Below are 24,563 nucleotides of genomic sequence, written 5' to 3' on the forward strand. Positions count from 1 at the left end.
TTGCTCCCGATAGCGGAGGGTCAGTTATTAGATCTGGTGACTGACGCACCGCCATCGGGAGCAAGCCCCCTCCCACACTTGACCGAGTACGGCCTCAAGAATAATAAGAAACCGGAGAACAACCATGTCCCTTAGCGTGTTCGACCTGTTCAAGATTGGCATCGGCCCCTCCAGCTCCCACACCGTCGGCCCGATGCGTGCGGCGGCTCGATTCGTCGAGGGCCTCAAGCGTGACAACCTGCTGAGCGCCACCACCGGCATCAAAGTGGAACTCTATGGCTCGCTCGGCGCCACCGGCAAAGGCCACGGCAGCGACAAGGCCGTACTGCTGGGCCTGGAAGGCGAACACCCGGACACCGTCAATACCGAAACCGTAGCTGCCCGCCTGGCGCAGATGCGCAGTGACGGGCGCCTCAACCTGCTCGGTGAACACAGCATTGCGTTCAACGAGAAAGAACACCTGGCGATGATTCGCAAACCCCTCGCCTATCATCCCAACGGCATGATCTTCCGCGCCTTTGACGCCGCCGGTATCCAGATTCGCAGCCGCGAGTACTACTCGGTCGGTGGTGGGTTTGTGGTGGATGAAGACGCTGCCGGCGCCGACCGGATCGTCGAAGACGCCACGCCCTTGACCTTCCCGTTCAAGCACGCCAAGGACCTGCTCGGCCATTGCACCACCTATGGCCTGTCTATCAGCCAGGTGATGCTGACCAATGAAAGCGCCTGGCGCCCTGAAGCCGAAACCCGCAGCGGCCTGTTGAAAATCTGGCAGGTCATGCAGGACTGCGTCGACGCCGGCTGTCGCAACGAAGGCATCTTGCCCGGAGGCTTGAAGGTCAAGCGCCGGGCGGCGGCGCTGCACAGGCAGTTGTGCAAGAACCCCGAGTCCGCCCTGCGCGACCCGCTGTCGGTGTTGGACTGGGTCAACCTCTACGCCCTGGCGGTCAACGAAGAAAATGCCAATGGCGGGCGCGTGGTCACCGCGCCCACCAACGGTGCAGCGGGGATCGTGCCGGCGGTGCTGCATTACTACATGCGCTTTATCCCGGGCGCTAACGAAGACGGCGTGGTGCGCTTCCTGCTCACCGCCGCCGCCATCGGCATCCTGTACAAGGAAAACGCCTCGATCTCGGGCGCCGAAGTCGGCTGCCAGGGTGAAGTGGGCGTGGCCTGTTCCATGGCCGCGGGCGCCCTGTGCGAAGTGCTGGGCGGCAGCGTGTCCCAAGTGGAAAACGCCGCCGAGATCGGCATGGAACACAACCTCGGCCTGACCTGCGACCCGATTGGCGGGCTGGTGCAGGTGCCGTGCATCGAGCGCAATGCCATGGGCTCGGTGAAGGCGATCAATGCCGTGCGCATGGCCCTGCGCGGCGACGGCCAGCACTTTGTGTCCCTCGACAAGGTCATCCGCACCATGCGCCAGACCGGCGCCGATATGAAAAGCAAATACAAGGAAACCGCCCGTGGCGGTTTGGCGGTCAACATTATCGAGTGCTGACGCCCACAAGCGCGTCGGCACGTTTTTCAGGAGCTGAATATGTCCACCGAAACCCTGTTGAAAACCCCTCTGCACGCCCTGCACCTCGAACTGGGCGCACGCATGGTGCCCTTCGCCGGCTACGACATGCCGGTGCAGTACCCGCTGGGTGTGATGAAGGAACACCAGCACACCCGTGATCAGGCCGGGTTGTTCGACGTGTCGCACATGGGCCAGATCCGCCTGACCGGTGCCAATGCCGCCAAGGCCCTGGAAACCCTGGTGCCGGTCGACATCATCGACCTGCCGGTGGGCATGCAGCGCTACGCCATGTTCACCAACGAGCAAGGCGGCATCCTCGACGACTTGATGGTGGCCAACCTGGGCAACGACGAACTGTTCCTGGTGGTCAATGCCGCCTGCAAGGACCAGGACCTGGCACACCTGCGTCAACACATCGGCGACCAATGCACCATCGAACCGCTGTTCGAAGAACGCGCCCTGCTGGCCCTGCAAGGCCCGGCTGCGGTGAAGGTGCTGGCGCGGTTGGCACCTGAAGTCACCCGGATGACCTTTATGCAATTCGCCACCCTGCGTTTGCTGGGCGTGGACTGCTATGTCAGCCGCTCCGGCTATACCGGTGAAGACGGCTTCGAAATCTCCGTGCCGGCTGAAAATGCCGAAAGCCTCGCACGCAGCCTGCTGGCCGAAGCCGAAGTACAGGCTATCGGCCTGGGCGCCCGCGATTCGCTGCGCCTGGAAGCCGGCCTGTGCCTGTACGGCCACGACATGAACACCGACACCACCCCGATCGAAGCCAGCCTGTTGTGGGCGATCTCCAAGGCCCGGCGTGCCGATGGCCCGCGTGCCGGCGCTTTCCCCGGCGCCGACCGGATCTTCACTCAGCAACAAGCTGGCGTCAGCCGCAAGCGCGTGGGCCTGCTGCCTCAGGAGCGCACCCCGGTGCGTGAAGGTGCAGAGATTGTCGACGAACACGGCACCGTGATCGGCACCGTGTGCAGCGGCGGTTTTGGCCCGAGCCTGGGGGGCCCGCTGGCCATGGGTTACCTGGACACGGCCTTCACTGCGCTGGATACCGAAGTGTCTGCGTTGGTGCGTGGGAAAAAGGTGCCACTACGTGTAAGTAAAATGCCATTTGTGCCGCAACGTTACTATCGCGGCTGACGGATTGTTTCCATAAGTAACGCGGTTGCGTTAACGTGCACTAAACTGTAACGCAACCGCCATAAAACAGTGCATTTGCGATAGTCATTTTATAGGAATAGCCCTATAACAAGTGAACTACTCTATCGAATAAGTCAGCTGCTCAGCATTCAACAAAGTGTCATGCACCCCAGTAAAAACGGGGCCTTGCGCAGGGCTTGTTTTTTTCATATTAGTTGGCGTAGAGTTTGCTCACTGTGTTTGCATGGGTCGCTTGGAACCTGGACCTGGGCAGTAGCTGAAGTAGTTGCTACAACCCGTTCGACGTCTCTTAACTTTCCTGCAACCCAGCCCAGTACTCTTTCGTGTGAAAGGGGCTGTCATTAATTTTTAGCGTCAAAGGAAAGAAGAAAATGTCGGATAAAGGTGGACGTCAGAGCGGTACCGTCAAGTGGTTCAACGACGAAAAAGGTTTTGGTTTTATCACTCCTGAAAGCGGCCCGGATCTGTTCGTGCATTTCCGCGCTATTCAGGGCAATGGCTTCAAGAGCCTGAAGGAAGGCCAGAAGGTCACCTTCGTTTCAGTTCAGGGCCAGAAAGGCCTGCAAGCTGACGAAGTTCAAGCAGAAGGCTGATCCTTGCTGCGACAAAAAGCCCCTGATATGACATCAGGGGCTTTTTTATGGGCGCCATTGCGTAAACTGCGTGCTTTCTCCAGAGAGCCCTGCCATGTCCAAACCCCTGTTGAGCCCCCAGGGCGAATTCCCCGCCGTTGGCCTGGGCCGCCGCCTGGCAGCGATGTTCTATGACTTCCTGTTGTGCACCGCCCTGCTGATCGTCACGGCGTTCATCTACAAGCTGGTGTGGATCGCCTTCATCGGCGAAGCGAAGATGCGCACACTCACCGAGTCCGGCGCGCTGGACGGTGACCCGTTGTTGTCGACGATCCTGTTGTTTGTGCTGTTTGGTTTCTTCGCCAAGTTCTGGACCCATTCGGGGCAAACCCTGGGCATGCAGGTGTGGGGCGTACGCGTGCAAAACGCCGACGGCTCGCGGATCAGCCTGTGGCAGGCGTTACTGCGTTTTGTGGTGTCGATTGCGTCGTGGTTGTGCGTGGGGTTGGGGTTTATCTGGTCGTTGTTCGATAAACACAAACGCAGTTGGCATGACATCTATTCGGATACGCAGCTGGTGCGGATCCCGAAGCAAAAGAAGTAACTCAAGCACATCGCCGATCAACTGTGGGAGCTGGCTTGCCTGCGATAGCGGTCTTGCAGCCAAACACCTGTGACTGTTACTCCGCTATCGCAGGCAAGCCAGCTCCCACATTTTGATTTGTGTTCAGGCGTTGCCGGCCAGCTTCAACCGCGCAGCCTGGGTGAAGTCCAACATCCGCTTGAGCGGCCGCACCGCCTGCGGAATCACCGACGGCTCGACGAAAATCTCGTTACTGCCCTCACGCAAACACTGCAATGTACGCTCCAGCGTATTCATCGCCATCCACGGGCAGTGCGCGCAGCTGCGGCACGCGGCGCCGTTGCCGGCGGTGGGTGCTTCGATGAAGACCTTGTCCGGACACAGCTGTTGCATCTTGTAGAAGATGCCGCGATCAGTCGCCACGATAAAGGTCTTGTTCGGCAAGCGTTGCGCCGCAGCGATCAGTTGGCTGGTGGAACCCACCGCGTCCGCCAATTCGATCACCGAAGTCGGTGACTCCGGATGCACCAGGATCGCCGCATCCGGGTACAGCGCCTTCATGTCTTCCAGCTGCTTGGACTTGAACTCTTCGTGCACGATGCAGGCACCGTCCCACAGCAGCATGTCGGCGCCGGTCTGGCGCTGGATGTAGGTGCCCAGGTGTTTGTCAGGGCCCCAGATAATGGTCTCGCCGTTGTCCATCAGGCTCTCGACGATTTCCAGTGCGCAGCTGGAGGTCACCACCCAATCGGCACGGGCTTTGACCGCGGCCGAGGTGTTGGCGTACACCACCACGGTGCGCTCGGGATGCTGATCACAAAATGCGGAAAACTCATCCACCGGGCACCCCAGGTCCAGGGAGCACGTCGCTTCCAGGGTAGGCATCAGGATGCGTTTTTCCGGGGTGAGGATCTTGGCGGTCTCCCCCATGAATCGCACACCGGCCACCAGCACGGTCTTGGCTGGGTGGGCAGCGCCGAAGCGGGCCATTTCCAGGGAGTCGGAAACACAGCCGCCGGTTTCTTCGGCCAGGGCCTGAATCACCGGGTCGCAATAAAAGTGGGCGACCAGCACCGCGTCCTGAGCCTTGAGCTCGGCGGCGATGGCAGTACGCAAGCTTGCCTCTTCAGCAACGCTGAGAACCTTGGGCTGTTTGGCGTCGAGGTGGGCTTGAACCAGTAGGCGTTCGGAAATGTGCGTCATGTTCGCAAGACCTGCAGGCGCAGTAGCGCGAAAGTCGAGTGTACCACCGGCTCGGGAGCCCTTCGGGCGCCGCCGGACGAAGTGTTTTTGTTCATCAAGCACGGGTAAAGCTGAAGCTGCGCAAGGCTACAGAATATCCAATGGATTCAAAAGCCTAATCTGGCAACGAGGCAAGCTGCCGTCCCTTGATCGGGCCCAGCCGATTAGGCGAAGTCTTGACAACAATCCAAACCATCCCTCTGCCACTTACACGCCTTTAAGCGCAGGAATGACGGGCCTGCACACCTCAGTCCGCACCAAAAATGTGCATAAAAGCACTTAATTACGCGACCTTTCTTACGTATTGTGTGATAAATCCTACAGAGATGTAACAAACCGTCTACCACTCACTCAAGTGTGGCAAGTCCCGCTGAGTTCACTATTTGGCTCGGGCGGATGCATCGCGTGTATTTCTACGTTTAAGGAAGTCGAGTGCCACATCAGCTCTCAACCGCACACCTGTGTTGTACCCGGAAACTGGGCATCGCCCTGCTCTGCCTGTGGGCGCTGCCGGTGGCTGCCGCCGATGGCCCACAGCCCGGCCAGGAAGCCCTGCGCTTGCAGCAGCAACAGCAGCGCGATTTGCAGCAATTACAATTGGAGCAACGCCAGCGCCAAATGCAGCGCGGCAGTTTCGGCACGCAACCGGCCACGCCGGCCATGCCAAAAGAGACTGCCAAGGATGAAGGTTGCTGGCCCCTGAGCGGTACGCGTCTGGCCGGAGTTACGCTGTTCACCCGCAGCGAGCTGGACAAACACATCGAACCCTACGTGGCCCCGTGCATGGGTGTCACGCAGATCAACCGCCTGCTGGCGCAGATTACCCAGCTGTACGTCGAGGCCGGTTACATCGCCAGCCGCCCGTACCTGATCAGTGCGCCGGCCGCCGGGCAGCCGTTGGATATTCATGTCGAAGAAGGCTACCTGGAGGCCATCGAGTTGGCCGATCAGAGCCTGCCGGTGGCGCTGGGCGGGGCATTCCCCGGGATGCTCGGCAAACCACTGAACCTGCGCGACCTGGAGCAGGGCCTGGACCAGCTCAACCGCCTGCGCTCGGTGGACCTGACCGCCGACATCGCCCCCGGCAGCACACCCGGCGCCTCACGCATCATCCTGCGCTCGCGCAGCAGTGCCTCGCGCTGGGCGCTCGGGCTTGGGGTGGATAACCTCGGCAGCGCCGGCACCGGGCGTGATCGCAACGCCATCAGCGTGAGCCTGGACAGCCCGTTGCAAATCAACGACTCGCTCAACCTGAGCTTCAGTGACACGCTCAACCATGGGCCACGCTACAGCCGCAGCCACAGCCTGTTCTATTCCATCCCTTACGGTTACTGGACCTACAGCCTGTTCGCCAGCCATGCCGAATACCGCTCACCGTTCAAGCTCAGCCGCACGACGCTTTACAACAGTGGCCGCACCGATCAGCTCAGCCTGCGCAGCGACCGCGTGCTGTGGCGCGACCAGAGCCACCAACTGAGCGCCAACCTGCAACTGGCCTACAAGGACGTCGACAGTTACCTGCAAAAGGTCCGTCTGGACATTCAGAGCCCGACGCTGACGGTGGCCGAAGCGGGCCTCAACCTGTTCTGGCTCAATAGTGCGGTATGGAACCTGGACGTCAATTACGCCCAGGGCCTGACGTGGTTCGGCGCCGATCGGGATGCCGACCAGGTGCAAAAAAAACACCCCAAGGCACAGTTCCACAAGTACCGCGCCAACCTCACCCAATGGCGCAACGGCCAATGGTCGGCGCAGCCATGGCAGTGGCAAAGCCAGCTGTCGGTGCAGTACAGCGAGGATGCATTGCCTGCCATCGAACAACTGCTGATCACCGATGACTCGGCCGTGCGTGGCTACCGCGAAAACAGCAGCTCCGGCGCCATGGGTGCGGTATGGCGCAACACCTTGCGCCTGCCGCTCAACACGGGCTTGCCGGTGAAGCTCACCCCGCGCCTGGGCCTGGACAATGCGTGGGTCAAGCACGAACACGGCGCCCAGAGCCAACGCCTGAGCGGTGCCAGTGCTGGGCTCAACCTGAGCTGGAAGAACGTGCAACTGGACATCGATTACCAACGCAACCTCAACACCCCCACAGGCTTTCGCCAGGAGCCGGAGGTCTGGCTGACACGCCTGAGCCTGCAAATATGAACCACCGCTGTTTTTAGCCTGAGACAACCGCCGTACCTGACCACCACAGCAGCGTTGCAACGAACAACGCACGTCGCGGATCAGCCAACACAGAGCGAAATTATTTATGCCGACTACTTCACACAGCTTTCACCTTTCTCCCCAGGGCAAACTGCGCTGGGCCATTGCCAGCCTGTTTCTGCTGCCACAGTTGGTACTGGCTGGCGGCGTGACCGTCGTCACAGGCCCCGGCGGCACGCCGCAACTGCAAGACCAGGGCGGTGTGCCCATCGTCAACATTGTCGCGCCGAATGCCGGCGGCCTGTCCCACAACCAGTTTCTGGACTACAACGTCGACCGCCAGGGCCTGGTGTTGAACAACGCCTTGCAGGCCGGCCAATCCCAACTGGCCGGGCAACTGGCGGCCAACCCGCAGTTCCAGGGCCAGGCGGCGAGCGTGATCCTCAACGAAGTGATCAGCCGCAATGCCTCGGCCCTCAACGGCGCCCAGGAGATTTTCGGCCAGGCCGCCGATTATGTGCTGGCCAACCCCAACGGCATTTCGGTCAATGGCGGCAGCTTCATCAACACCCCGAACGCCAACCTGGTGGTGGGCCGTCCGGAACTCAACGACGGCAAGCTGCAAGCCTTGAACACCCGCGATGCCAACGGCCAACTGACGATCCAGGGCCAGGGCCTGCACAACCGCGAGGGCTCCATCAAGCTGATCGCGCCACGCATCGACAGCGAGGGTCGCCTCAGTGCCCGTGATCAATTGAACCTCACGGTCGGTCGCAACCAGGTGGATTTCGCCAGCGGCGAAGTACGCCAGGTCGACCCGGCCGGCAAGGCCCAGGAGCAACGCATCGACGCACGCCTGTTCGGCGCGATGCAGGCCGGGCGCATCAATATCATCAGCACCGCCGAAGGGGCCGGGGTACGTGTGGGTGGTGTGCAGGTGCAAGGCACTGACGGTGTAAAGATCAGCTCGGCCGGTGACCTCGATGTCAGCGGCCAAGTTCACGCCAACAGCCTCGACGCCACCCGCGCCGGGGTGCAGAGCCGCCAGGGCGACGTCGACTTGCACAGCGCCAAGGACTTGAACCTGGCCGCCACTGACGTAGGCGGGCGCAACGTCAAGCTGGATGCCGGGCGCAACCTGACCCTCAGCAGCCTGGAAAGCCGCAAGCTTCAGGAAAAGCGTGAACAGTGGGACAACAGCAACTTGCTGTTCACCTACGAAACCTACGACCGCACCACCACCGACAAGGATTCCCGCCAGCACGGCAACACGCTCGTCGCCCAACAGGACGCGGCATTGTCTTCCGGCGCCAAGGCCGACATCAAAGCCAGCCACGTCGAAGCGGGCCACGCCTTGCGCGTCAACAGCGGCGCCGACCTGCAGGTGACCGCCGCTACCGAAACCCATGAGACCCGCGACCAGGGCAACCATCGCAAGCACCTGTGGAAAGCCAACTGGGACAAATCCAGCAGCGAACAGCGCAGCATCACCAGCAGCCTCAAGGCCGGCCACACGCTGGAGCTGACCAGTAAACAGAAACTGCAATTGCAGGGCGCCGAGCTGAAAACCCCAGGGGACATCCAATTGGCAGGCCGCCAAGTGGACATCACCAGCGCCAGCCGCACCCAAAGCAGCAGCGACAACACCTACGCAGGCGACCTCACCGGCGGCAGCTTCTTCGGCAAGAACGGCGACGGCAACCAGGGCAAGACCTTGAACACCGCCAGCAAGGTGAATGCCGACGGCAAGCTGATCGTCCAGGCAGACGACGTGCGCATCAGCGGCAGCCAGGCCCGAGGCGGCAAGCAGGCCAGTGTGATCAGCGACAAAGGCTCGCTGGTGATCGACGGCGTACAAGACACCTCCCACGACAACCGCTACAGCAACGACAGTAAGTTCTTCGGCATCTCCAAGGATGAAAGCCGCAAGAACCTCAAGGACAGCACCGTGGTTGCCAGTAACCTGCGCTCGGACAGCAACCTCAAGCTGCAAAGCGCCAAGGACATCACGGTGAGTGGCTCCCAGGTGTCTGCCGCGGGTGAGCTGCAAGCGAATGCCAAGGGCGATATCAAGGTCGTTGCGGCGCAGAACACCGCCCACGACACCACCAGTACCCATACCCGCGGCTTCGATGGCTACGCCAAGGAAACTGAAGGTGTCAGCCGCCAGTACCGTGCGGGCCTGAGCTATGAAGACCAGCAGCAAACCCGCCAGACCGACACCACCCGACAGCAGGCTTCAAGCATCAACGGCGCCAGTGTGGCGATTAACGCCGGTGGTGACGTCAGCATCAGCGGCTCCAACCTCCAGGCAACCAAAGGCGATGCAAGCCTGAGCGGCAAAAACGTCGAGCTGTTGGCCGCCCATGACCAGCGCACCGAAGCCGTCGACAAGACCACCACCGGCGGCAGTTTCTACTACACCGGCGGCATTGATCGGGCAGGCAATGGTGCTCAGTTCAGCCACCAGAGCAGCCACGACACCGCTGAAAAAACTACCGCGCAAACCAGCACCGTGGCCGCGACCGGCAAGCTGACCATCAATGCTGGCAACACCTTCACCAGCGAGGGTGCCCAGGCCAAGGCCGGCACCGAGCTGCGAGTCAACGCGGGCCACATCGACAACCTGGCCGCCCATTCCACCGAGACCAGTACCCACAAGCAAAACGGCTGGACCGCCGATGTCGGCGCCAATGTGGAATACAAAGGCATTACCCGCCCGATCGAAAAAGCTGTTGAAGGCGTGGCCCAGGCCAAGTTCCATCAGCCGGGTTTGCTGGATGCATTCGAACAACCCAATGTCGGGCTGGACGTGGAAGTCGGGCATACCCACAGCACCCGCACACAACAGGACAACACCGCCGTGGTCAGCCAATTCAGTGGCGCCACGGTGCAGGTCGATAGCGTCGGCAAGTTGCAGGATGAGGGCACGCAGTACCGCGCCACCGAGGGCGGACTGACCATCAATGCCGGCGAGCATATCGCCAAGGCGGCAGCCAATACCCACAGCAGCAGCGAGCAAGGCGTGGACGCCAAGGTCGGCGTGCGGGTCTACACCACCACCGGCGAGGACGTGAATGTACGCGGCAGCGGCAGTGGCGGCAGCCGTGATGTACGCCAAGCCAGCAGCACGGCAGTGGTCGGCAGCTACGCGGGCACCCAGGGCGTGAGCCTCCAGACCAAGGGCGATGCAAGTTATGAAGGCAGCCAGTTCAACGGCGGCCAGGCAGGCGTCAACCTCAAGACCGGCGGTGAGTTGGCGCTCAACCAGGCTAACGACACCCAGAGCAACACCAGCAGCACGTTGCGCGGTAACGCGTCATTGACCGTGGGCACAGCGCCCGGCGCCAATGGCACCAACATCAACCTCGGTGCCGGTGTGCAATTGGATAACCAGCGCCTCGACACCCAGGACAGCCAGGCACGCGTCGCGACGCTCCAGGGCAACGGGCCGATCCAACTCGGCAGCGGCGGCGACATGACCCTGCAAGGTACGCAGATCGGCTCCGGCACCGCCAAGACCGGCGATATCAGCCTCAATGCCGGCGGCAAGCTGGACCTGCAAGCCGCCACCCACCGCCACGTCAGCAACGGCAGTAACCTGGGCGGCGGCCTGACCCTTGGCGCTGGCAAAACCAGCAGCGCCGAAAGCAGCAGCAAGACCGGCAACCTCAGCGCCAATTTCAACATCGGCAAGGTGGCCGAAGATGACCAGGGCGTAGTCGTCGGGCAACTGCACAGCAACGGCAAGGTCAGCCTCGCCAGCGGTGCCGATGCAGCCGATGCCATTCACTTGCAGGGTACTCAGGTCAGCGCGGCCAGCGTCAACCTCGACGCACAAAACGGCGGCGTCCTGCAGGAGTCGGCACAATCCACCCTGGCTCATGACAGCTGGGGCGTGACCCTGGGCGCGGGCGCCAGTGTGGGCAAGACCACCTTGGCCGACGCCGGTGAGCACGAGACACCCAAGACCCAACGCGGCATCAATGCGCGGGCCAAGGTCGATGTGGATCACGTGCAAGGCACCACCCAGCACGACAGCCTGATCAAGGCCGATACCGTGGTCATCAACAGTGCCGGCGATACCCGTCTGGCGGGCGCACGCATCGACGCCGAGCAGGTGAGCGGCAAGGTGGGCGGCGACCTCGTTGTCGAAAGCCGCAAGGACCAGGTCAACAGCACCCAGGTTCATGTCGATGCCAAACTGGATGTCGAGAAAAACCAGCCTGGCGTGGTCGATAAACTCGCCAAGGCCAGCGGCCCGCTCAAGGACACCGTAAAAGCCAAGGCCGAAGGCGCGTTCGACAAGCATCGCGACAAATTGGAGAACGTGGTCGACAAGGGCACCGGGCACCTGGCTGCGGCCAAGGACAAAGTGCTCGACAGCGTGGTCAACGCCAAGGAACGCCTGGAAGAAAAACTCACCCGCAGCGCCAGTTACGACGTGAACCCCGAGCCCCGCGGCGCGTTCGGCACCCGCGTGGACAAGGCCAAGGCTTACCTGGCAGACAAGAAGGATGCGCTGGGCACGCGCCTGTCGGGCTTCAAGGACAAGGTCTGGCCAAAAACCAGCGACAGCTACGTTGTCAGCGGCAAGAACACCACCGGCAGCAAGGTGGCCGATACGGCTGAAAGCGTGTTGTTCGGTGACAAGAGTGGCAACACCAACTACACCCCGACCCTGAACCTGGACGTCAGCCATGTGATCAAGGACAGCGTCGCTCAGGCGTCAGGCATTCGCGGCAGCCAGGGCGTCAGTCTGCAGGTCGGTGGTGATACGCGCCTCACGGGTGCGCGGATCAGTGCCGAGCATGGCAAGGTCGAGCTGGGCGGTTCCAGGGTCACCGCAACCACACTGGCAGGCAGCGACTACCGCGCCGATGTCGGGCTGAATGTCTCCAAATCACCGGTCAACCTCGCACTCGGGGCCAAGGACGAACTGACCCAGAAACAGGACGACGCTACGCGCAAGGATCAAGCCTTGAACCTGGGCCTTCTGCGCGCCGGTGGCCATCGAGAGAGCCAGGCCTTGCAGGCGGGGATTGATCAGACCGTCAACTAACGCTTAAAACAGCAGAATGCTTCTGTGGCGAGGGAGCTTGCTCCCGCTGGACTGCGCAGCAGTCCTATTCTCAGGGCCGCTTCGCGCCCCAACGGGAGCAAGCTCCCTCGCCACGGAATCAGCCACTGCCTGCTCGTTCTATGTCAGTTGAACAGCGCCTGCAGGTTCTTCATCGCATCATCGGCAAAGCCTTGCAGGAACGCTTCGAACGCCGGCAGATCCACCTTGCCGCCAGTGCAGGGCTGGCCAATGATGGTCCAGGTCACCAGGCTCTGGTTAGGGCCTTGCGGCGCCACTTCCATCAGCGCCCACAGGTTGCCGATATTCAGTGAGGTGTAAATCAGTGACCAGGTCATCGTCATGGCTTGGTCGTCACGGGTGTTGAGTTGCTCAATCACCACATTGCCGTCCTTGAACAGTTTCTTGCGGACCGAACGCACGCCCTCGCCCGTCATTTCGATATGGGACAACGCCGGAATGAATTTCGCGAAACCCGCAAAATCTCCGACGATACTCCACACGCTGCGCGCATCGCCATTCACGGTGACGCGGGCGACTACAGGGTTGCCGAGCGGGTTACGGACCAGGGTATCGGGTTGTTGCATGAGAGAGCTCCTCTTTTCCGGGGGGCAGATAGTGGGCTCCAACCAAACGCAGTGGGCTGTACAAGTTCAACACCTCCTTGGCGTGGTTAAGCGTTCTTGGTTGACTGCCGTAATGCCAAGGCCGCGACACCACACAAGATCAACGCGATACAGGACACATAGAACGCATCGCTATAGGCCATCAGGTACGCCTCGCGACGCACGGTGTGGATCAAGCCCTCGATAACCTGCTGTTGAGCGGGCAACAGTTGGTTGAAGATAAAACCCTCGCTGTCAGCCATGCTGGCGCGCAGGCGTTCCTGCAAGGACGGGGAAAACAGTGTGATCGACTCCCCTACCCGCTCGGAGTGAAAGCGTTCGCGCAGGGCGACGATCTGCGTCAGGCCCGCCGTACCCACGGCACCGCCAAGGTTACGCAGCATGGAGAACAACGCCGAGGCAGAGCCGGCTTCGTCTTTGGCCAGCCCGGACACCGCCAGTACCGAAAGCGCCACCATGATCAGCGGCTGCCCGATGCCCCGTACCACGGTAGAAGGAATAATCACGTTGGCAGCGCTGTCCACGTCCAGGTGCGCACCGAGGTAACACCCCAGGGCCATGATGAAAAAGCCACTGGCGACCATCAGTTTCGGATTGAGCCACTTCATCAGGCGCGGCATGAACGGCGCCAGTACCAGTTGCACCATGCCGTAGGCGATCAGACTGATGCCAATCTCCCGGGCGTTGTAGCCCTGCAACTGGGAGAGGTAATTGGGCACCAGGAACACCAGGCCGAACGTGGCCCCGCCGAAGATGAACATCGCCGCGCTGGCTACTCCGAAGTTGTAGCTCTTGAGCAGACGCAGGTTGATAAAGGAGCGGCTGCCATACAGCTGCGACAGTACGAAGTACACCAGGGCAACGCCTGCGACCAGCGACATCCACACAATGAAATCGGAGCCGAACCAGTCCTTACGCCCGCCTTCTTCCAGCACAATCTGCAAGCCCCCCAGGCCGACGATCATGGCGATGATGCCGCCCCAGTCGCCGCGCTTGAGCAGGCTCAACTGCATGGGTCTGGCATCGATGGACCATGCCACCGCCAGCAGCAAAAGAATGCCGGGAGCCAGTTGCAAGTAGAAGATCCAACGCCAGGAATAGGCATCGGTCAGCCAGCCGCCGATGGACGGCCCGGCAGCTTGGGCGACGCTGTTGGACAGGGCGAACAGGGCCATGCCCATCGCGATCTTGCTGGGCGGCAACTCGGTGATAATCAACTGGAATGACAACGGGATCAGCACCGCGCCGGCTGCGCCCTGGATCACCCGAATGATGATCATCACTTCCAGGTTAGGCGCCCATGAACAGGCTATGGACGCCACCAGAAACACAAACGAGCCCACGAGCATCACACGCCGCAGAGAGAACACCTGCACCAGCCACGCGGTAAGCGGGATCATCACAATCTCCGCGACCAGGTAGGCGGTGGAGATCCACGAGCCTTCCTCGAACGTCGCCCCCAGGGAACCCTCGATCTCCGGCAGCGCGGCGCTGGTCACGTGCACGTTCATGCCGGCCATGAAACAGCCGAACAGCCCCCCGATTACCGCCACCCAGGCGCGAAAGGAGACGCTCTTTTCAGCCGCTTCAGTCATGTGCAGCGCCCTGCTTATCTGGGCGAGTGTCCACCGTGGTGATCACCGACATGCCCGGCAGAATAGGTCCGCCTTCGTCATGCTCATCAATGACGATCTTCACTGGAAAGCGTTGCACGATCTTGGTGAAATTGCCGGTGGCGTTGTCCGACGGCAACAGCGCGAACACTGCCCCGGAACCTGGCGAGAAACTCATCACATGGCCCTTGAGCTTGCGTCCTGAATAGCTGTCGATGCTGATGTCCACGGGTTGGCCGGCACGCATGTCGCGCAACTGGGTTTCCTTGTAGTTGGCCACCACGTAGGCCTGCTGCAAGGGCACCACTGCCAGCAGCGGCAAGCCTGGCGCGACGTACTGGCGGGTGCGCACTTTGCGCTGCCCCACCACGCCGTCGATGGGCGAGCGAATCAAAGTGTCTTCCAGGGCATGGGTCGCCAGGTTCAACTGCGCCTGGGCCTGACTGCGCCGGGCAATCTGCTGCTGGAGCGAAGCTTCGGCCAATTGGCGTCGGGTGACGGCCACGGTCAAGCGGGTTTCCTGTTGGCGTTGCATGGCCTTGGCAATTTCTACCGCGGCATTGGCCTGGGTGTAGCTGGCGGCGGCCGTTTCCAGACGCTGGGCGCTGGCGGCGTGGTCGCGCACCAACTCTTCGTAGCGGCGCTGGTCGAGGCTTGCGCGGCGCAATTCTGCGGCCACACTGCGGGCGTGAGCCTCAGCCTGGGCAACCCCGGCCTTTTGCTGGGCGATCAGGCTATCGGTGACGTGCAGGTTGGCCTCTTGCGCTGCCACCGAGGCCTGGGTCTCGGCCAGTTCTGCACGAGCTTGTGCCAAGCGCGCCTGGTAGTCACGGTCCTCGATGCGCACCAGCACGTCACCGGCCTTGACGGGCTGATCGTCCTCTACCACCACCTCGGCCACATAGCCTGAGACCTTCGGGCTGATGGGAATCCAGTCGGCCCGCACATAAGCATCATCGGTCTGTTCCAGATACCGGCCGACCGTCATCCAGTACACGCCGAACACCACTGCAGCGATCAACAGCGCGGCGCCGCCCAGCAGGAGCAGATGCCTTTTGCGGCGTGGGCTGCGCGTATGCGCCTGTTCATCCTGGACAGCAGTTTTTTCATCAACGGCGATATTCATGGTTGGGTACCGGAAAAAGTGGTGTGAGCGTGGGTGGGCGCTGAAGGCTGCCAACCACCGCCAAGCGCCTGAAACAGGCTGATCTGGCGTTGCAGCAACTGGCCGTCGGCGTCGGCGCGAGTGGCCTGCAAGCGGATCAGTTCACGCTCGCTGTCCAGCACGTCCAGAAAGTCGATAGACCCGGCGTCATAGTTGAATTGGGCCAACCTGTAGGCGTGGCGGCTGCTGTCCAGTGCCTGGCTCAAGGCCGCGTGGCGCTGGCGTTCGCCGTCATACAAGGCCAGGGCCTGGCGCACCTCCTTGAGCGCCTTGAGTACGCTGGCCTCGAATTGCGCCACCTCCACCTGCTCAAGCGCCCGCGCCTGGTTGACCCGTGCGCGGTTGGCGCGCCAATTGGGGAACTGCCAGGTGATCAGCGGGCCGATGCCGAACATCACCGCGCTGCTGTCGCCCAGCTCATGGGGCCTGTTGGCCGATAAAGACACCGAGGCGCCGAAGGTCACCTTCGGGTACAGGTCGGCCTGGACGATATCCACTTGCAGCGTGGCCGCCTGCAACGCTCGCTCGGCCTGAAGGATATCGGGGCGGCGCGCCAATAATTGCCAGCCATCGCCCACCGGCAGTTCGGCATTGAGGTGTGGAACCACCTCACAGCTCGCAGCGCCAGCGCCTTGTTGCAGATCAGCCACGCCGGTCAGCATTGCCAATTCGTACAGCGCATCCTGTCGACGCGCCTCCAGCATCGGCAGCAAGGCCTGGGTTTCGCCCTGCAAGGCTTGCATACGCGTGTATTCAAGGTCCGTCACCACACCGGCCTGGCGCTGGCGATCGATCAACGCCAGGCTGCGCCCGACCACGTCCAACGAATGACGCTGGACCTTGGCACGAGCACCGAGGGCACAAGCATTCACATAGGCGCGGGTGGTTTGCGCCACGACCGTGATGCGCAACAGGTCCTCGGCGTCCTGCGCCGCCGCGGCTTGCACCTGGGCTCGTTCGATGCTGCGCTGGACCTGGCCCCACACATCCACTTGATAAGCCAGTTCAAAGCCCGGGTTGAACGCCCACTGTGACGGCGCATGGCTATCGGTGGCCTTGGCCAGGGTCTGATCATCGGCGGTCTTGCCATAAGCCGCCCCCAGTGACGCCTGGGTGGCCGGCCAGCGCTCGGCATCAGCCTGCATGATCCCGGCCAGCATCGCTTGCAAATGGGCCTGGGCCGCCGCCAGGTCACGGTTGTGCAGCAATGCCTGCTGCACCAGCCCATCGAGCTGTGGATCGTTGTACAACTGCCACCAGCGCTCGGGTAATGCCCGGGCCGAAACACCTTGCGGCAAGTGGCTCAGGGCATTGATGCGCTCTGGATGTGACTGTGCAGGCGAGTGAGCAACCCAGGACGAACAACCCGCCGACAACGCCAGCGCAATGCCCAGCAGCGCAACACGGCCATGCCATGGGGGAAAAGAAGGCGAACCCATCGAAGAAATCCAGAAGGCCAAGTAGAGACCCAGGGTAAGAGCGCAACGAGGTACGAATCTCTCGAGTTCCGGACAACCATCGTTTTGATTGGGACAAGGTGCGGGGTGGCTTGGCAGTACTCGGGGCAAATGTGGGAGGGGGCTTGCTCCCGATGAGGGAGTATCAGTTAGCAAATCTGTAACTGACCTACCGCCATCGGGGGCAAGCCCCCTCCCACATTTGAACCGAGGCTGACAGGGAAGCCTATCGCCAAGTCAAATCACACCAATCGACAGTTACTCGGGGGGTAACCCATAGTGCGCTTGAACATCGCAGTAAACGCACTCGGGCTCTGATAACCATGCTCCAGCGCCACTTCCAGGATCGACACACCACAGGCCAGCCGCTGCATGCTGAGCAACAGCCGCGTGCGCTTGCGCCATTCGCCGTAACTCATGCCCAACTCCTTCCGGAACAGCCGCGCCAAGGTGCGCGAACTCATATTGAGCTGTAGCGCCCAACTCTCCAGTGTCGATTCCTGGGAAGGGTTGTCGATAAAGCCCGCACACAACAACTTGAGCCTCGGCTCATCCGGAATCGGCACATGCGCCAGCACCCTTTGTGCCCTGTCGAGCTCCGAGAAAATCAACTCGACAATCTGTGCGTGGCGCATCAATGCCGCCTCACTGTCGAGCTTATCCCCGGCAGCGATAATCAGCTCACGCAACAGCGGCGAAACCCTGATGACCTCGCACTCCGTCGTCAAGCCACGATGCGCCCCCGGCGAGATCAACAAGGTGCGCATACGCACTTCACCGGTCATGCGGATCTGATGCTCCAGCCCAGAGGGCACCCACAGTGCATGCCCGGAAGGCACCACCCAGGCGGTCGCCTCCACCGACACCAGCATCACACCGTTGATGGCATAAACGAGCTGGCCCTCGTCATGTCGATGGGGCGCCACGATGTGGCCGTGTCCATAGTTAGCGGCGAGCGCAGCTAATGCGGTAGGCGCGTTCATTTCAGTAGGCCATCGCGGCGTTTGCTCGTTTTGAGAGAAGCGCGCTATGTCGGCAGTTGCAGGAAGAGGCTGTGGGCATCATATCGTTTTCTCCTTTCTAGGGCAGACCGCCAGGAGCGTTCGGCGCGTCTTGAGTGCGGAAATAACCCGTACATCAGAAAAAATGCACAAATGCATATTTTCGCCTTGAAAATATCACTGTATGGATACACAGTATCAGCAGGCCTCATCTTATGCCGATTCATCGCTACCGACGAGCAGCGCGGAGAGGCTGAGCCAGAGGGGTAATTCCCAGCAATTGACCGAAATATATATCGATAAGGATATCGACTCATGACTATCGTTCTTCCACCCATCGTCGTCACTGCCACCGAGCCCGGTTACCCGGCAAATCCTGGAGGCCTGCCGTTTCCCGCGCCGAACCCGGCAGTTGTGTTCCAAGGGCAGATGCTGGAACGCTTTGCTTATTATCGCCAGGGGTTGTGGCGCGAGATGCTAATCAAAATCGCCAACGAACAGGTCACCTGGGGAATGACAGGGGGGCCAGCGCCAGGGATCGTCCATGATTTGCAATCGGTGCCGTTTGCAGATAGCTACCTTTACTTTAATCCGGGCCTGACTTCTGGCCATGGTTTGAATTACGCCCAGCAATATTTCCAATCAGGTGGCGTAACCTCCTCTCCAGGCCTCTCGGGCGGAGACCTGACTCCGGTCGCAGCCGTTGGGCACTTCCTTTACGGCAAAGGTACTCCAACCGAAACCTCAATCAACCTATTCGGGCTGAACTCATCGAGCATCTCAAGCGCTGTGTTCAATGATGTTCTAGCCTCAGCGCCAATTGGAACGTCGCCGATTTCCATTGGCAACATTCCTTTTACGCCAGACGCCACGTCCTGGCAGCTTGCAACATGGATAGACAATCTTTCCCTGACCTTGCAAGGCACCCTCAATAAGGGTCAGGACGGTAGTTATCAATTTAACGGCGCCGTATCCGCCGCCAACCACACCTACGATTCGATGCCTGCCGGTTTTAAAGCGGCCATCGGCGAAGCGGCTGCAAATACGCTTCAAAGCGTATTTGACGCTCATGGCGCTATGCCCTTTGAGGTCGTGATCAAAGGCGAAACCGCAGTTACCGTTACCAAAGAGCTCACACCCGATGAAAAGGCTGCCTATACAGACGCTGTCAGCTTCGTATCGACTGCCAATGAACAAATGCTTCAAAAATATGGTGCCAACTTGAGCAAAGTTGCCCAAGACATGCAGGCTGAGATCGCTGGCAAGAAAGTCAGAAGTTATGCAGAAGCAATGGCGACCTTTGAGAAAATCAGCGCTAACCCCGCTATGAAACTGAATGCGTTGGACACCCAAGCAGTGGTCGATGCGCTGAATGCACTGGATAAGGCGACCTTTGCGGATAACATCACCCGTTTGGGCAAAGCATTCGGTGTGGTCGGTAAAGTCGTACAAGCAGAAGCCATCCGCGAGAAAACCGTTTCCGGTTTTCAAACCGGCGACTGGAAGCCTCTGATGCTTGAACTTGAAGCGATGGCAGTCGGCACAGGTGCTGGAATTTTGCTCGCCACCAGCATGGCGTTCTTCTTTCCTGTTTTTGCGTCGGCTGCCGCTGGAGTCGTCGTCGTGGCCTTGATGATGGCAGCCACCGCTGCCTATTTTGATGCAGCCAAAGTCGATGAGATCAACAACCTGATTCTTAACTAAAACAAAGGGTCCGGGCGAGCCGAGTCTTGTCCGGGCCCAGCGTGTTAGGATTAAAAATCGTACAACAGGATTTCCGAGCAATGAACAAGTCAATCAAACAGTGCATACCTCTGCCCTATTTATTCATTGCAATGACCATGGCACCTATATTTTTCATAGCTTTTTTATTTCCTGCAAAGGCCACATCCGCGCCCTATACAAATATTGAAAGCTTCATAAACACCTACCTGCTCGGCGTGGTAGGGTTTTGGTCGTCTAACTTCCCTTTCAGCTCCACAGTCATAACAAACTACATTGGCTTGCTCGGACCGATATTTGCGGTGATCTTTTTCTTGAAGGTCCGCAAGGGGATGATCATCGATGCCGATCAATATGCAAACATGACCATCAGCAAATATCTGTTCGGCTTGATAGTTTTATCGAGCTTTATCTATATGATCGTATCCGTGAGCTATTTTTACCCGCATGATCTGGCGGCTCACAACTTGAAATGGCGATTGTTTGGCACACACCTATTCACATATGCAATATTCTCTTCGGGCGTGCTATTTATTATTTACTTTATTACCTTGATCTCATACTTCTCTTTATTATACATACCGAGACTTTTAATAAAAAAGAATAAACAGCGCTAGCTTCACGCCATATAGCAAGATGACGGATAAAAGGATATTTAGTCCCGAAACAGGTGTAAGCCTATTTCGGATTGGAGACCATATCCCCTTCTCCCACTGCCACACCAATACTAGTGCCTTTTGCTGTCTTTACGGCTTTTCAGCCCCAGCAACCACCCCCACCACCCAGACTCGGCACTTGAATTAGGTGTTGGTATCACTTTCTCATTGGGATGTAGCAAATCACCCGGATAGTGCTCGTGCCCAATGCAATCGCTGTCCTCAAGCCCAAATACTTTCACGGCGGCGACCGCCTCAAAACACCAGCGGCCGAAGTAGCTTCCCATCTCAAGTGGGTGCATTACCGGATCACCATAAATGTACCACCACGGTTGCTGTTTACCGCGCCTGTTCAGCTCTGGATACCAATGCTCCACGAACGCCAGCAGTAGAGTTGCTTGCTGCGCCTGTTGCGCATCAATTGCCTTGAGCAGTCTCACATATGGCTTGGCATGTAGCAGCTTCTCCCCAATTTCCCGCTCTGGTTGGCGGTATGCAATGATCCGATCCAGCAGAATGTCCTGCCCCCCATCACCTATTAACGCAACCAATCGAAGCCACTGCTCATCGGGAATCTCCAGAGTAAGCGCTAGCCCCACCAACCAGAAACAATAGATGTAATGGTTTAAATCGGTTAGTTCGAAGGTCCAGTCTCGGCAAGTCTTAAGATCATTTTCAGCGCATATTTTGTCGGACTCTCGGTTGGAAATTTCCCATGCATCCAGAACGCCGGGGAAGAATGTTGCAATCGTCGTAATATTTCCACCACTCGAGTAGCCCCGTATAGCCGCACGCAAATTATCTTTGGCAAAGTCGAATGTAAATTGCGCTCTATATACGGGATTAGCCGAAGGCTCCGACAGAATCTTACTGACACGCTCAATCCATTGCAGATCTTTTGCCTCATGATCATCCCAATACTGCTTATTTCCCCAAGGTGCACGAATCATGGAAAAACTCCATTCAACGCCGCCTTTTTACAGGCGGCGCCTTTATTTACAAGGCAAACCCGGACAGTGTCCGGTGATTACCTAAGGGTTGATCAACTGCCCAACAGTCCACTGGTGTCCGCGTCGAAGCGCTTGCGGGCCTGATCAGCCGTCGGTTTGAGCAGCATGAGCAGCGCCGCCTCACTGTACAACTGAGTGACCGCCAGTTCCTTGGGGGTCGGCTCAATCGGGATCAGCACATCTTCGCTGTCTGCGTGCAGCCAGATTGCCACAACGTGCAATGCCGAGATGAACAGCACTCGCAGCTCAACGGTTTTACCTTGCAATTGCGCGGACTGTTCCGCCAGTTTCAGCGCATCCACCGTCGCCGCAGCCAGGGGCCCGTGGTTGAGCGAAGCGAACTCGACATGCCCGCCTACGTCGGCCAATTGCGCATCCGCAATCGTCACGCCATCGGCAAACACCAAGTAATGCCAATCGCCGACCTCAGCGTCTTTCAGACCTTTACCCTGAGTCAAATCCTCGAGGGTGAGCGAGTAGCCACGATAGGCTTCGCTCAGCCTGATGTTGCCCGGTGCGGCGGCCGCGAATGAGTGATTGCGCCCCAGGCCCTGGGTTTGCAGCGCGGCTTGCAACGCCGGACGCAGTGTCTGTACGCCGTTTGAGGGCGCCTTTGGATAAATCAGTTGCATGATGCAGCCCTCCTCAGTTTTTTACGGTGAAGTAAGTGTTGGTCCAATTGCCGCCGCCGTTGTACGAACCAGGGAACGCGTTCAACGCACGGGTCGAGTAACCGTAGATCGAATCTGCGATCAACAGGTAGTTGCCGTTGGTCCCATAGATCACCAAAAAGTGCGCACCGCCACCGTACCAGGCACAACGCAAACCGATGGGGCGGCCCCTGTTGATCTGGCTCTGGATGGCCGACATTTGCAACGAGCCTTGATTCATGCCGTTGTAGCTGCGCGTGGTTCGTAAGGCGGAATCCAGATAGCCGTAGACGTTGCACGGTCCAGGTTGATTGCAGCAGTTGCGGTCAAGCTCGCTGCTGGCTACACCGCACTGGGTCCAGGACCCGGTGCCGTAGTAGTTGCCGACCGAGGCAGAGAGCGCCGCCCAGCACCAATTGCTCTGGGTTTGTCTCTGCATGCTGAAATTGAGACTGGCGGCAGCCATTGCTTGGGGCTGAGCAGTCGCTTTGACTTCGACCAGTTGCGGATCGAGCAGATGGCCGACCAGGCAATTGGGCGGTGTGTCGCCGGTGAGTCGGGTTGTTTCAGTGGATAACATTTTTCAATCCTCCATGAGTGAAAACCAGCGTCCTGCTGGTAAACGTGTAGCGGTGTTGCTGAGCTATCGACGTTCAAGATGGCCCATATTTGATGGGGGCGTTGCGATCTGACTCGGGGTAACCCTAGGCGTTAGTATGCATATACGCAAATATGTAAATGCATTGGCGCATATTTTTGATGAGTGCGCGGAGTTTGTCTGGCAGGGTGAACCTATTTCAGGACTAGACATGGAAAAAAAAATCTGTCCCGAATGGCACTTACTTAACAGCTAACTAGCTGATTCAGCTGCAAAAAAATGAAAAAAAGGCCGTCCTTAGTCTACGGTGATAGTTGCGAACACACACCACCCGAACAAGGACAGCCCGCGTGAATCGTAGACGTCAAATCGTCAGGCATCAACAGCAGCGCGCTCATCAGCACGCAAAAAACAGCAATGCCCATGCATTCTTCAAGCTGCTCGCCGATCCAGAGCTGCTTCAGCGTGTCGAGTCAATGATGCCCAAGCATCGTCAACGGCTGTTCCCGCCCACCGAAACACTGTCGATGTTTCTAGCCCAGGCCATGAATGCAGACCGCTCTTGCCAGAATGCCGTGAACGACTTTTCAATCAAACGCTCTTGCAATGGGTTAAAGCCCAGCAGCGTACACACCGGCGCTTATTGCAAAGCTCGGGCGCGGTTGCCGGTAGAGATGGTGTCAACATTGTTGCGCTCCACGGGATCTGCGATGAGTCACAACGCGCCAGCGGCATGGCGCTGGATGGGTCGCCCGGTGCGCCTCGTGGATGGCACCACGGTGACCCTGCCGGACACCGCCGCCAACCAAGAGGCTTATCCGCAATCTCGTGGTCAGAAGCCCGGGCTGGGTTTCCCCATCTGCCGTTTGGTTGGGATTATTTGCCTGGCCAGCGGTTCCGTTTTAGACGCCTCGCTGGGACGCTTTCGAGGCAAAGGTGGTGATGAACAAACACTTCTCAGAACGATGCTCGACACGCTGAACCGAGGCGACATTGTGCTGGGTGATGCCTACTACGCGACTACGCGACGTACTTTTTGCTGTGCGAACTGCAACGTCGCGGGATCGATGGTGTGTTCGAACAATACGGCGCCAGGCGGCGCAGTACCGACTTTCAACTTGGGCAATCGTTGGGTCCGGAAGATCATTTGGTTGAGCTGAAAAAGCCCCCACAACGACCCTCCTGGATGAGCCAGACATACTACGACGATGCACCGCAAACACTGACAGTACGTGAACTGAAAACCGGTGGAAAAATCCTGGTGACCACCTTGAACTGCCCACAGCAAGCGCCCAAGGCTGGGCTGAAATCTCTGTACAAGGACCGTTGGCATGCTGAGTTGGATCTGCGCAATCTCAAGACAACGCTGAGGCTTGAAACGCTGAGCTGCAAGACGCCTGCCATGGCCGTCAAAGAGTTATGGGTGTATCTGCTGGCGCATAATCTGATTCGGATGATCATGGCCCAATCGGCGCTATTGGCGGATTGTTTACCGCGAGAGCTGAGCTTCAAACATAGCCTTCAGCTATGCCTTGCACTGAGGCATTACGGAGCGGGAGAAGACGACGAGGACGTGTTGAGCCTGCTCAAATTGATTGCCCGAAAACGTGTTGGAAATCGACCCGGTAGAATCGAGCCCCGCGCTGTAAAACGAAGACCCAAGCCTTACCCCATGCTGATGCAGGCACGAAGGCTGGCAAGGGCCGAGGTACGCGAGAATGGGCATCCGAAGAAGGTTAAGTAAGTGCCATTCA

General features: G+C 59.2%; 17 protein-coding genes and 1 pseudogene. 9 read left to right on the forward strand and 9 right to left on the reverse strand.

The annotated features are described in order from the left end of the window. The first annotated feature begins 124 nt into the window (after positions 1 to 124). From LJX92_RS20820 to LJX92_RS20835, 4 genes are all read left to right on the forward strand, one after another. Complete coding sequence (locus LJX92_RS20820) at positions 125 to 1,501, forward strand: L-serine ammonia-lyase (RefSeq protein ID WP_005790847.1); 1,377 nt, start codon at positions 125 to 127, stop codon at positions 1,499 to 1,501. A 39-nt stretch (positions 1,502 to 1,540) separates the two neighbouring features. Beyond that, entirely contained in the window at positions 1,541 to 2,665 is a 1,125-nt protein-coding gene (gene gcvT, locus LJX92_RS20825) for a glycine cleavage system aminomethyltransferase GcvT (protein ID WP_005790848.1), read from the forward strand. A gap of 392 nt (positions 2,666 to 3,057) precedes the next feature. Continuing rightward, positions 3,058 to 3,279, forward strand: a complete 222-nt coding sequence (locus tag LJX92_RS20830; RefSeq protein WP_014719702.1) for a cold-shock protein — start codon at positions 3,058 to 3,060, stop codon at positions 3,277 to 3,279. A gap of 94 nt (positions 3,280 to 3,373) precedes the next feature. Then, complete coding sequence (locus LJX92_RS20835; protein WP_005790850.1) at positions 3,374 to 3,862, forward strand: RDD family protein; 489 nt, start codon at positions 3,374 to 3,376, stop codon at positions 3,860 to 3,862. A 123-nt stretch (positions 3,863 to 3,985) separates the two neighbouring features. On the opposite strand, the gene nadA is transcribed toward LJX92_RS20835, so the two are convergent. Beyond that, positions 3,986 to 5,044 (reverse strand): quinolinate synthase NadA, encoded by a 1,059-nt coding sequence (nadA, locus tag LJX92_RS20840; protein ID WP_032879720.1) that lies wholly within the window; start codon positions 5,042 to 5,044, stop codon positions 3,986 to 3,988. A 471-nt stretch (positions 5,045 to 5,515) separates the two neighbouring features. Here nadA and LJX92_RS20845 point away from each other — a divergent pair, with 471 nt between their 5' ends. Continuing rightward, complete coding sequence (locus tag LJX92_RS20845; protein ID WP_228308893.1) at positions 5,516 to 7,231, forward strand: ShlB/FhaC/HecB family hemolysin secretion/activation protein; 1,716 nt, start codon at positions 5,516 to 5,518, stop codon at positions 7,229 to 7,231. 106 nt (positions 7,232 to 7,337) lie between these two features. After that, entirely contained in the window at positions 7,338 to 12,293 is a 4,956-nt protein-coding gene (locus LJX92_RS20850; protein ID WP_228308894.1) for a hemagglutinin repeat-containing protein, read from the forward strand. Between the two features lie 143 nt (positions 12,294 to 12,436). Here the strand turns inward: LJX92_RS20850 and LJX92_RS20855 are convergent, their stop codons facing one another. The 5 genes from LJX92_RS20855 to LJX92_RS20875 form a co-directional block, all read right to left on the reverse strand. Beyond that, positions 12,437 to 12,898: an SRPBCC family protein gene (locus tag LJX92_RS20855; RefSeq protein WP_032879718.1), complete on the reverse strand. Its 462-nt coding sequence runs from the start codon at positions 12,896 to 12,898 to the stop codon at positions 12,437 to 12,439. 86 nt (positions 12,899 to 12,984) lie between these two features. After that, positions 12,985 to 14,532, reverse strand: a complete 1,548-nt coding sequence (locus tag LJX92_RS20860; protein ID WP_228308895.1) for an MDR family MFS transporter — start codon at positions 14,530 to 14,532, stop codon at positions 12,985 to 12,987. Further along, positions 14,525 to 15,676 carry an HlyD family secretion protein gene (locus LJX92_RS20865; RefSeq protein WP_228308896.1) on the reverse strand — a complete coding sequence of 384 codons (1,152 nt, stop codon included), beginning with the start codon at positions 15,674 to 15,676 and terminating at the stop codon, positions 14,525 to 14,527. The genes LJX92_RS20860 and LJX92_RS20865 overlap by 8 nt, the downstream gene beginning before the upstream one ends. Beyond that, positions 15,673 to 17,154 (reverse strand): efflux transporter outer membrane subunit, encoded by a 1,482-nt coding sequence (locus LJX92_RS20870; RefSeq protein ID WP_228308897.1) that lies wholly within the window; start codon positions 17,152 to 17,154, stop codon positions 15,673 to 15,675. Before LJX92_RS20870 ends, LJX92_RS20865 begins: the two co-directional genes overlap by 4 nt. A 260-nt stretch (positions 17,155 to 17,414) precedes the next feature. Continuing rightward, positions 17,415 to 18,155: an AraC family transcriptional regulator gene (locus LJX92_RS20875; protein WP_228308898.1), complete on the reverse strand. Its 741-nt coding sequence runs from the start codon at positions 18,153 to 18,155 to the stop codon at positions 17,415 to 17,417. 333 nt (positions 18,156 to 18,488) lie between these two features. Here LJX92_RS20875 and LJX92_RS20880 point away from each other — a divergent pair, with 333 nt between their 5' ends. Next, positions 18,489 to 19,877: a lipid II-degrading bacteriocin gene (locus LJX92_RS20880; RefSeq protein ID WP_228308899.1), complete on the forward strand. Its 1,389-nt coding sequence runs from the start codon at positions 18,489 to 18,491 to the stop codon at positions 19,875 to 19,877. A gap of 80 nt (positions 19,878 to 19,957) precedes the next feature. Then, positions 19,958 to 20,512 (forward strand): hypothetical protein, encoded by a 555-nt coding sequence (locus LJX92_RS20885; RefSeq protein ID WP_103734719.1) that lies wholly within the window; start codon positions 19,958 to 19,960, stop codon positions 20,510 to 20,512. Positions 20,513 to 20,622: 110 nt separating this feature from the next. On the opposite strand, the gene LJX92_RS20890 is transcribed toward LJX92_RS20885, so the two are convergent. The 3 genes from LJX92_RS20890 to LJX92_RS20900 form a co-directional block, all read right to left on the reverse strand. Beyond that, positions 20,623 to 21,501: a PoNe immunity protein domain-containing protein gene (locus LJX92_RS20890; protein ID WP_228308900.1), complete on the reverse strand. Its 879-nt coding sequence runs from the start codon at positions 21,499 to 21,501 to the stop codon at positions 20,623 to 20,625. Between the two features lie 92 nt (positions 21,502 to 21,593). After that, on the reverse strand, positions 21,594 to 22,193 hold the full coding sequence (locus LJX92_RS20895) for a hypothetical protein (protein WP_228308901.1): 600 nt from the start codon (positions 22,191 to 22,193) through the stop codon (positions 21,594 to 21,596). Positions 22,194 to 22,206: 13 nt separating this feature from the next. After that, a complete protein-coding gene (locus tag LJX92_RS20900; protein WP_228308902.1) occupies positions 22,207 to 22,791 on the reverse strand; it encodes a papain-like cysteine protease family protein in 585 nt (194 codons plus the stop codon). Positions 22,792 to 23,159: 368 nt separating this feature from the next. On the opposite strand from LJX92_RS20900, the pseudogene LJX92_RS20905 reads away from it, so the two are divergent. Beyond that, positions 23,160 to 24,553: pseudogene (locus LJX92_RS20905) on the forward strand (IS4 family transposase). The last annotated feature ends 10 nt before the right edge of the window (positions 24,554 to 24,563 follow it).

The organism is Pseudomonas sp. HN8-3 (genome assembly GCF_020790195.1).
Lineage (GTDB): Bacteria > Pseudomonadota > Gammaproteobacteria > Pseudomonadales > Pseudomonadaceae > Aquipseudomonas > Aquipseudomonas synxantha_A.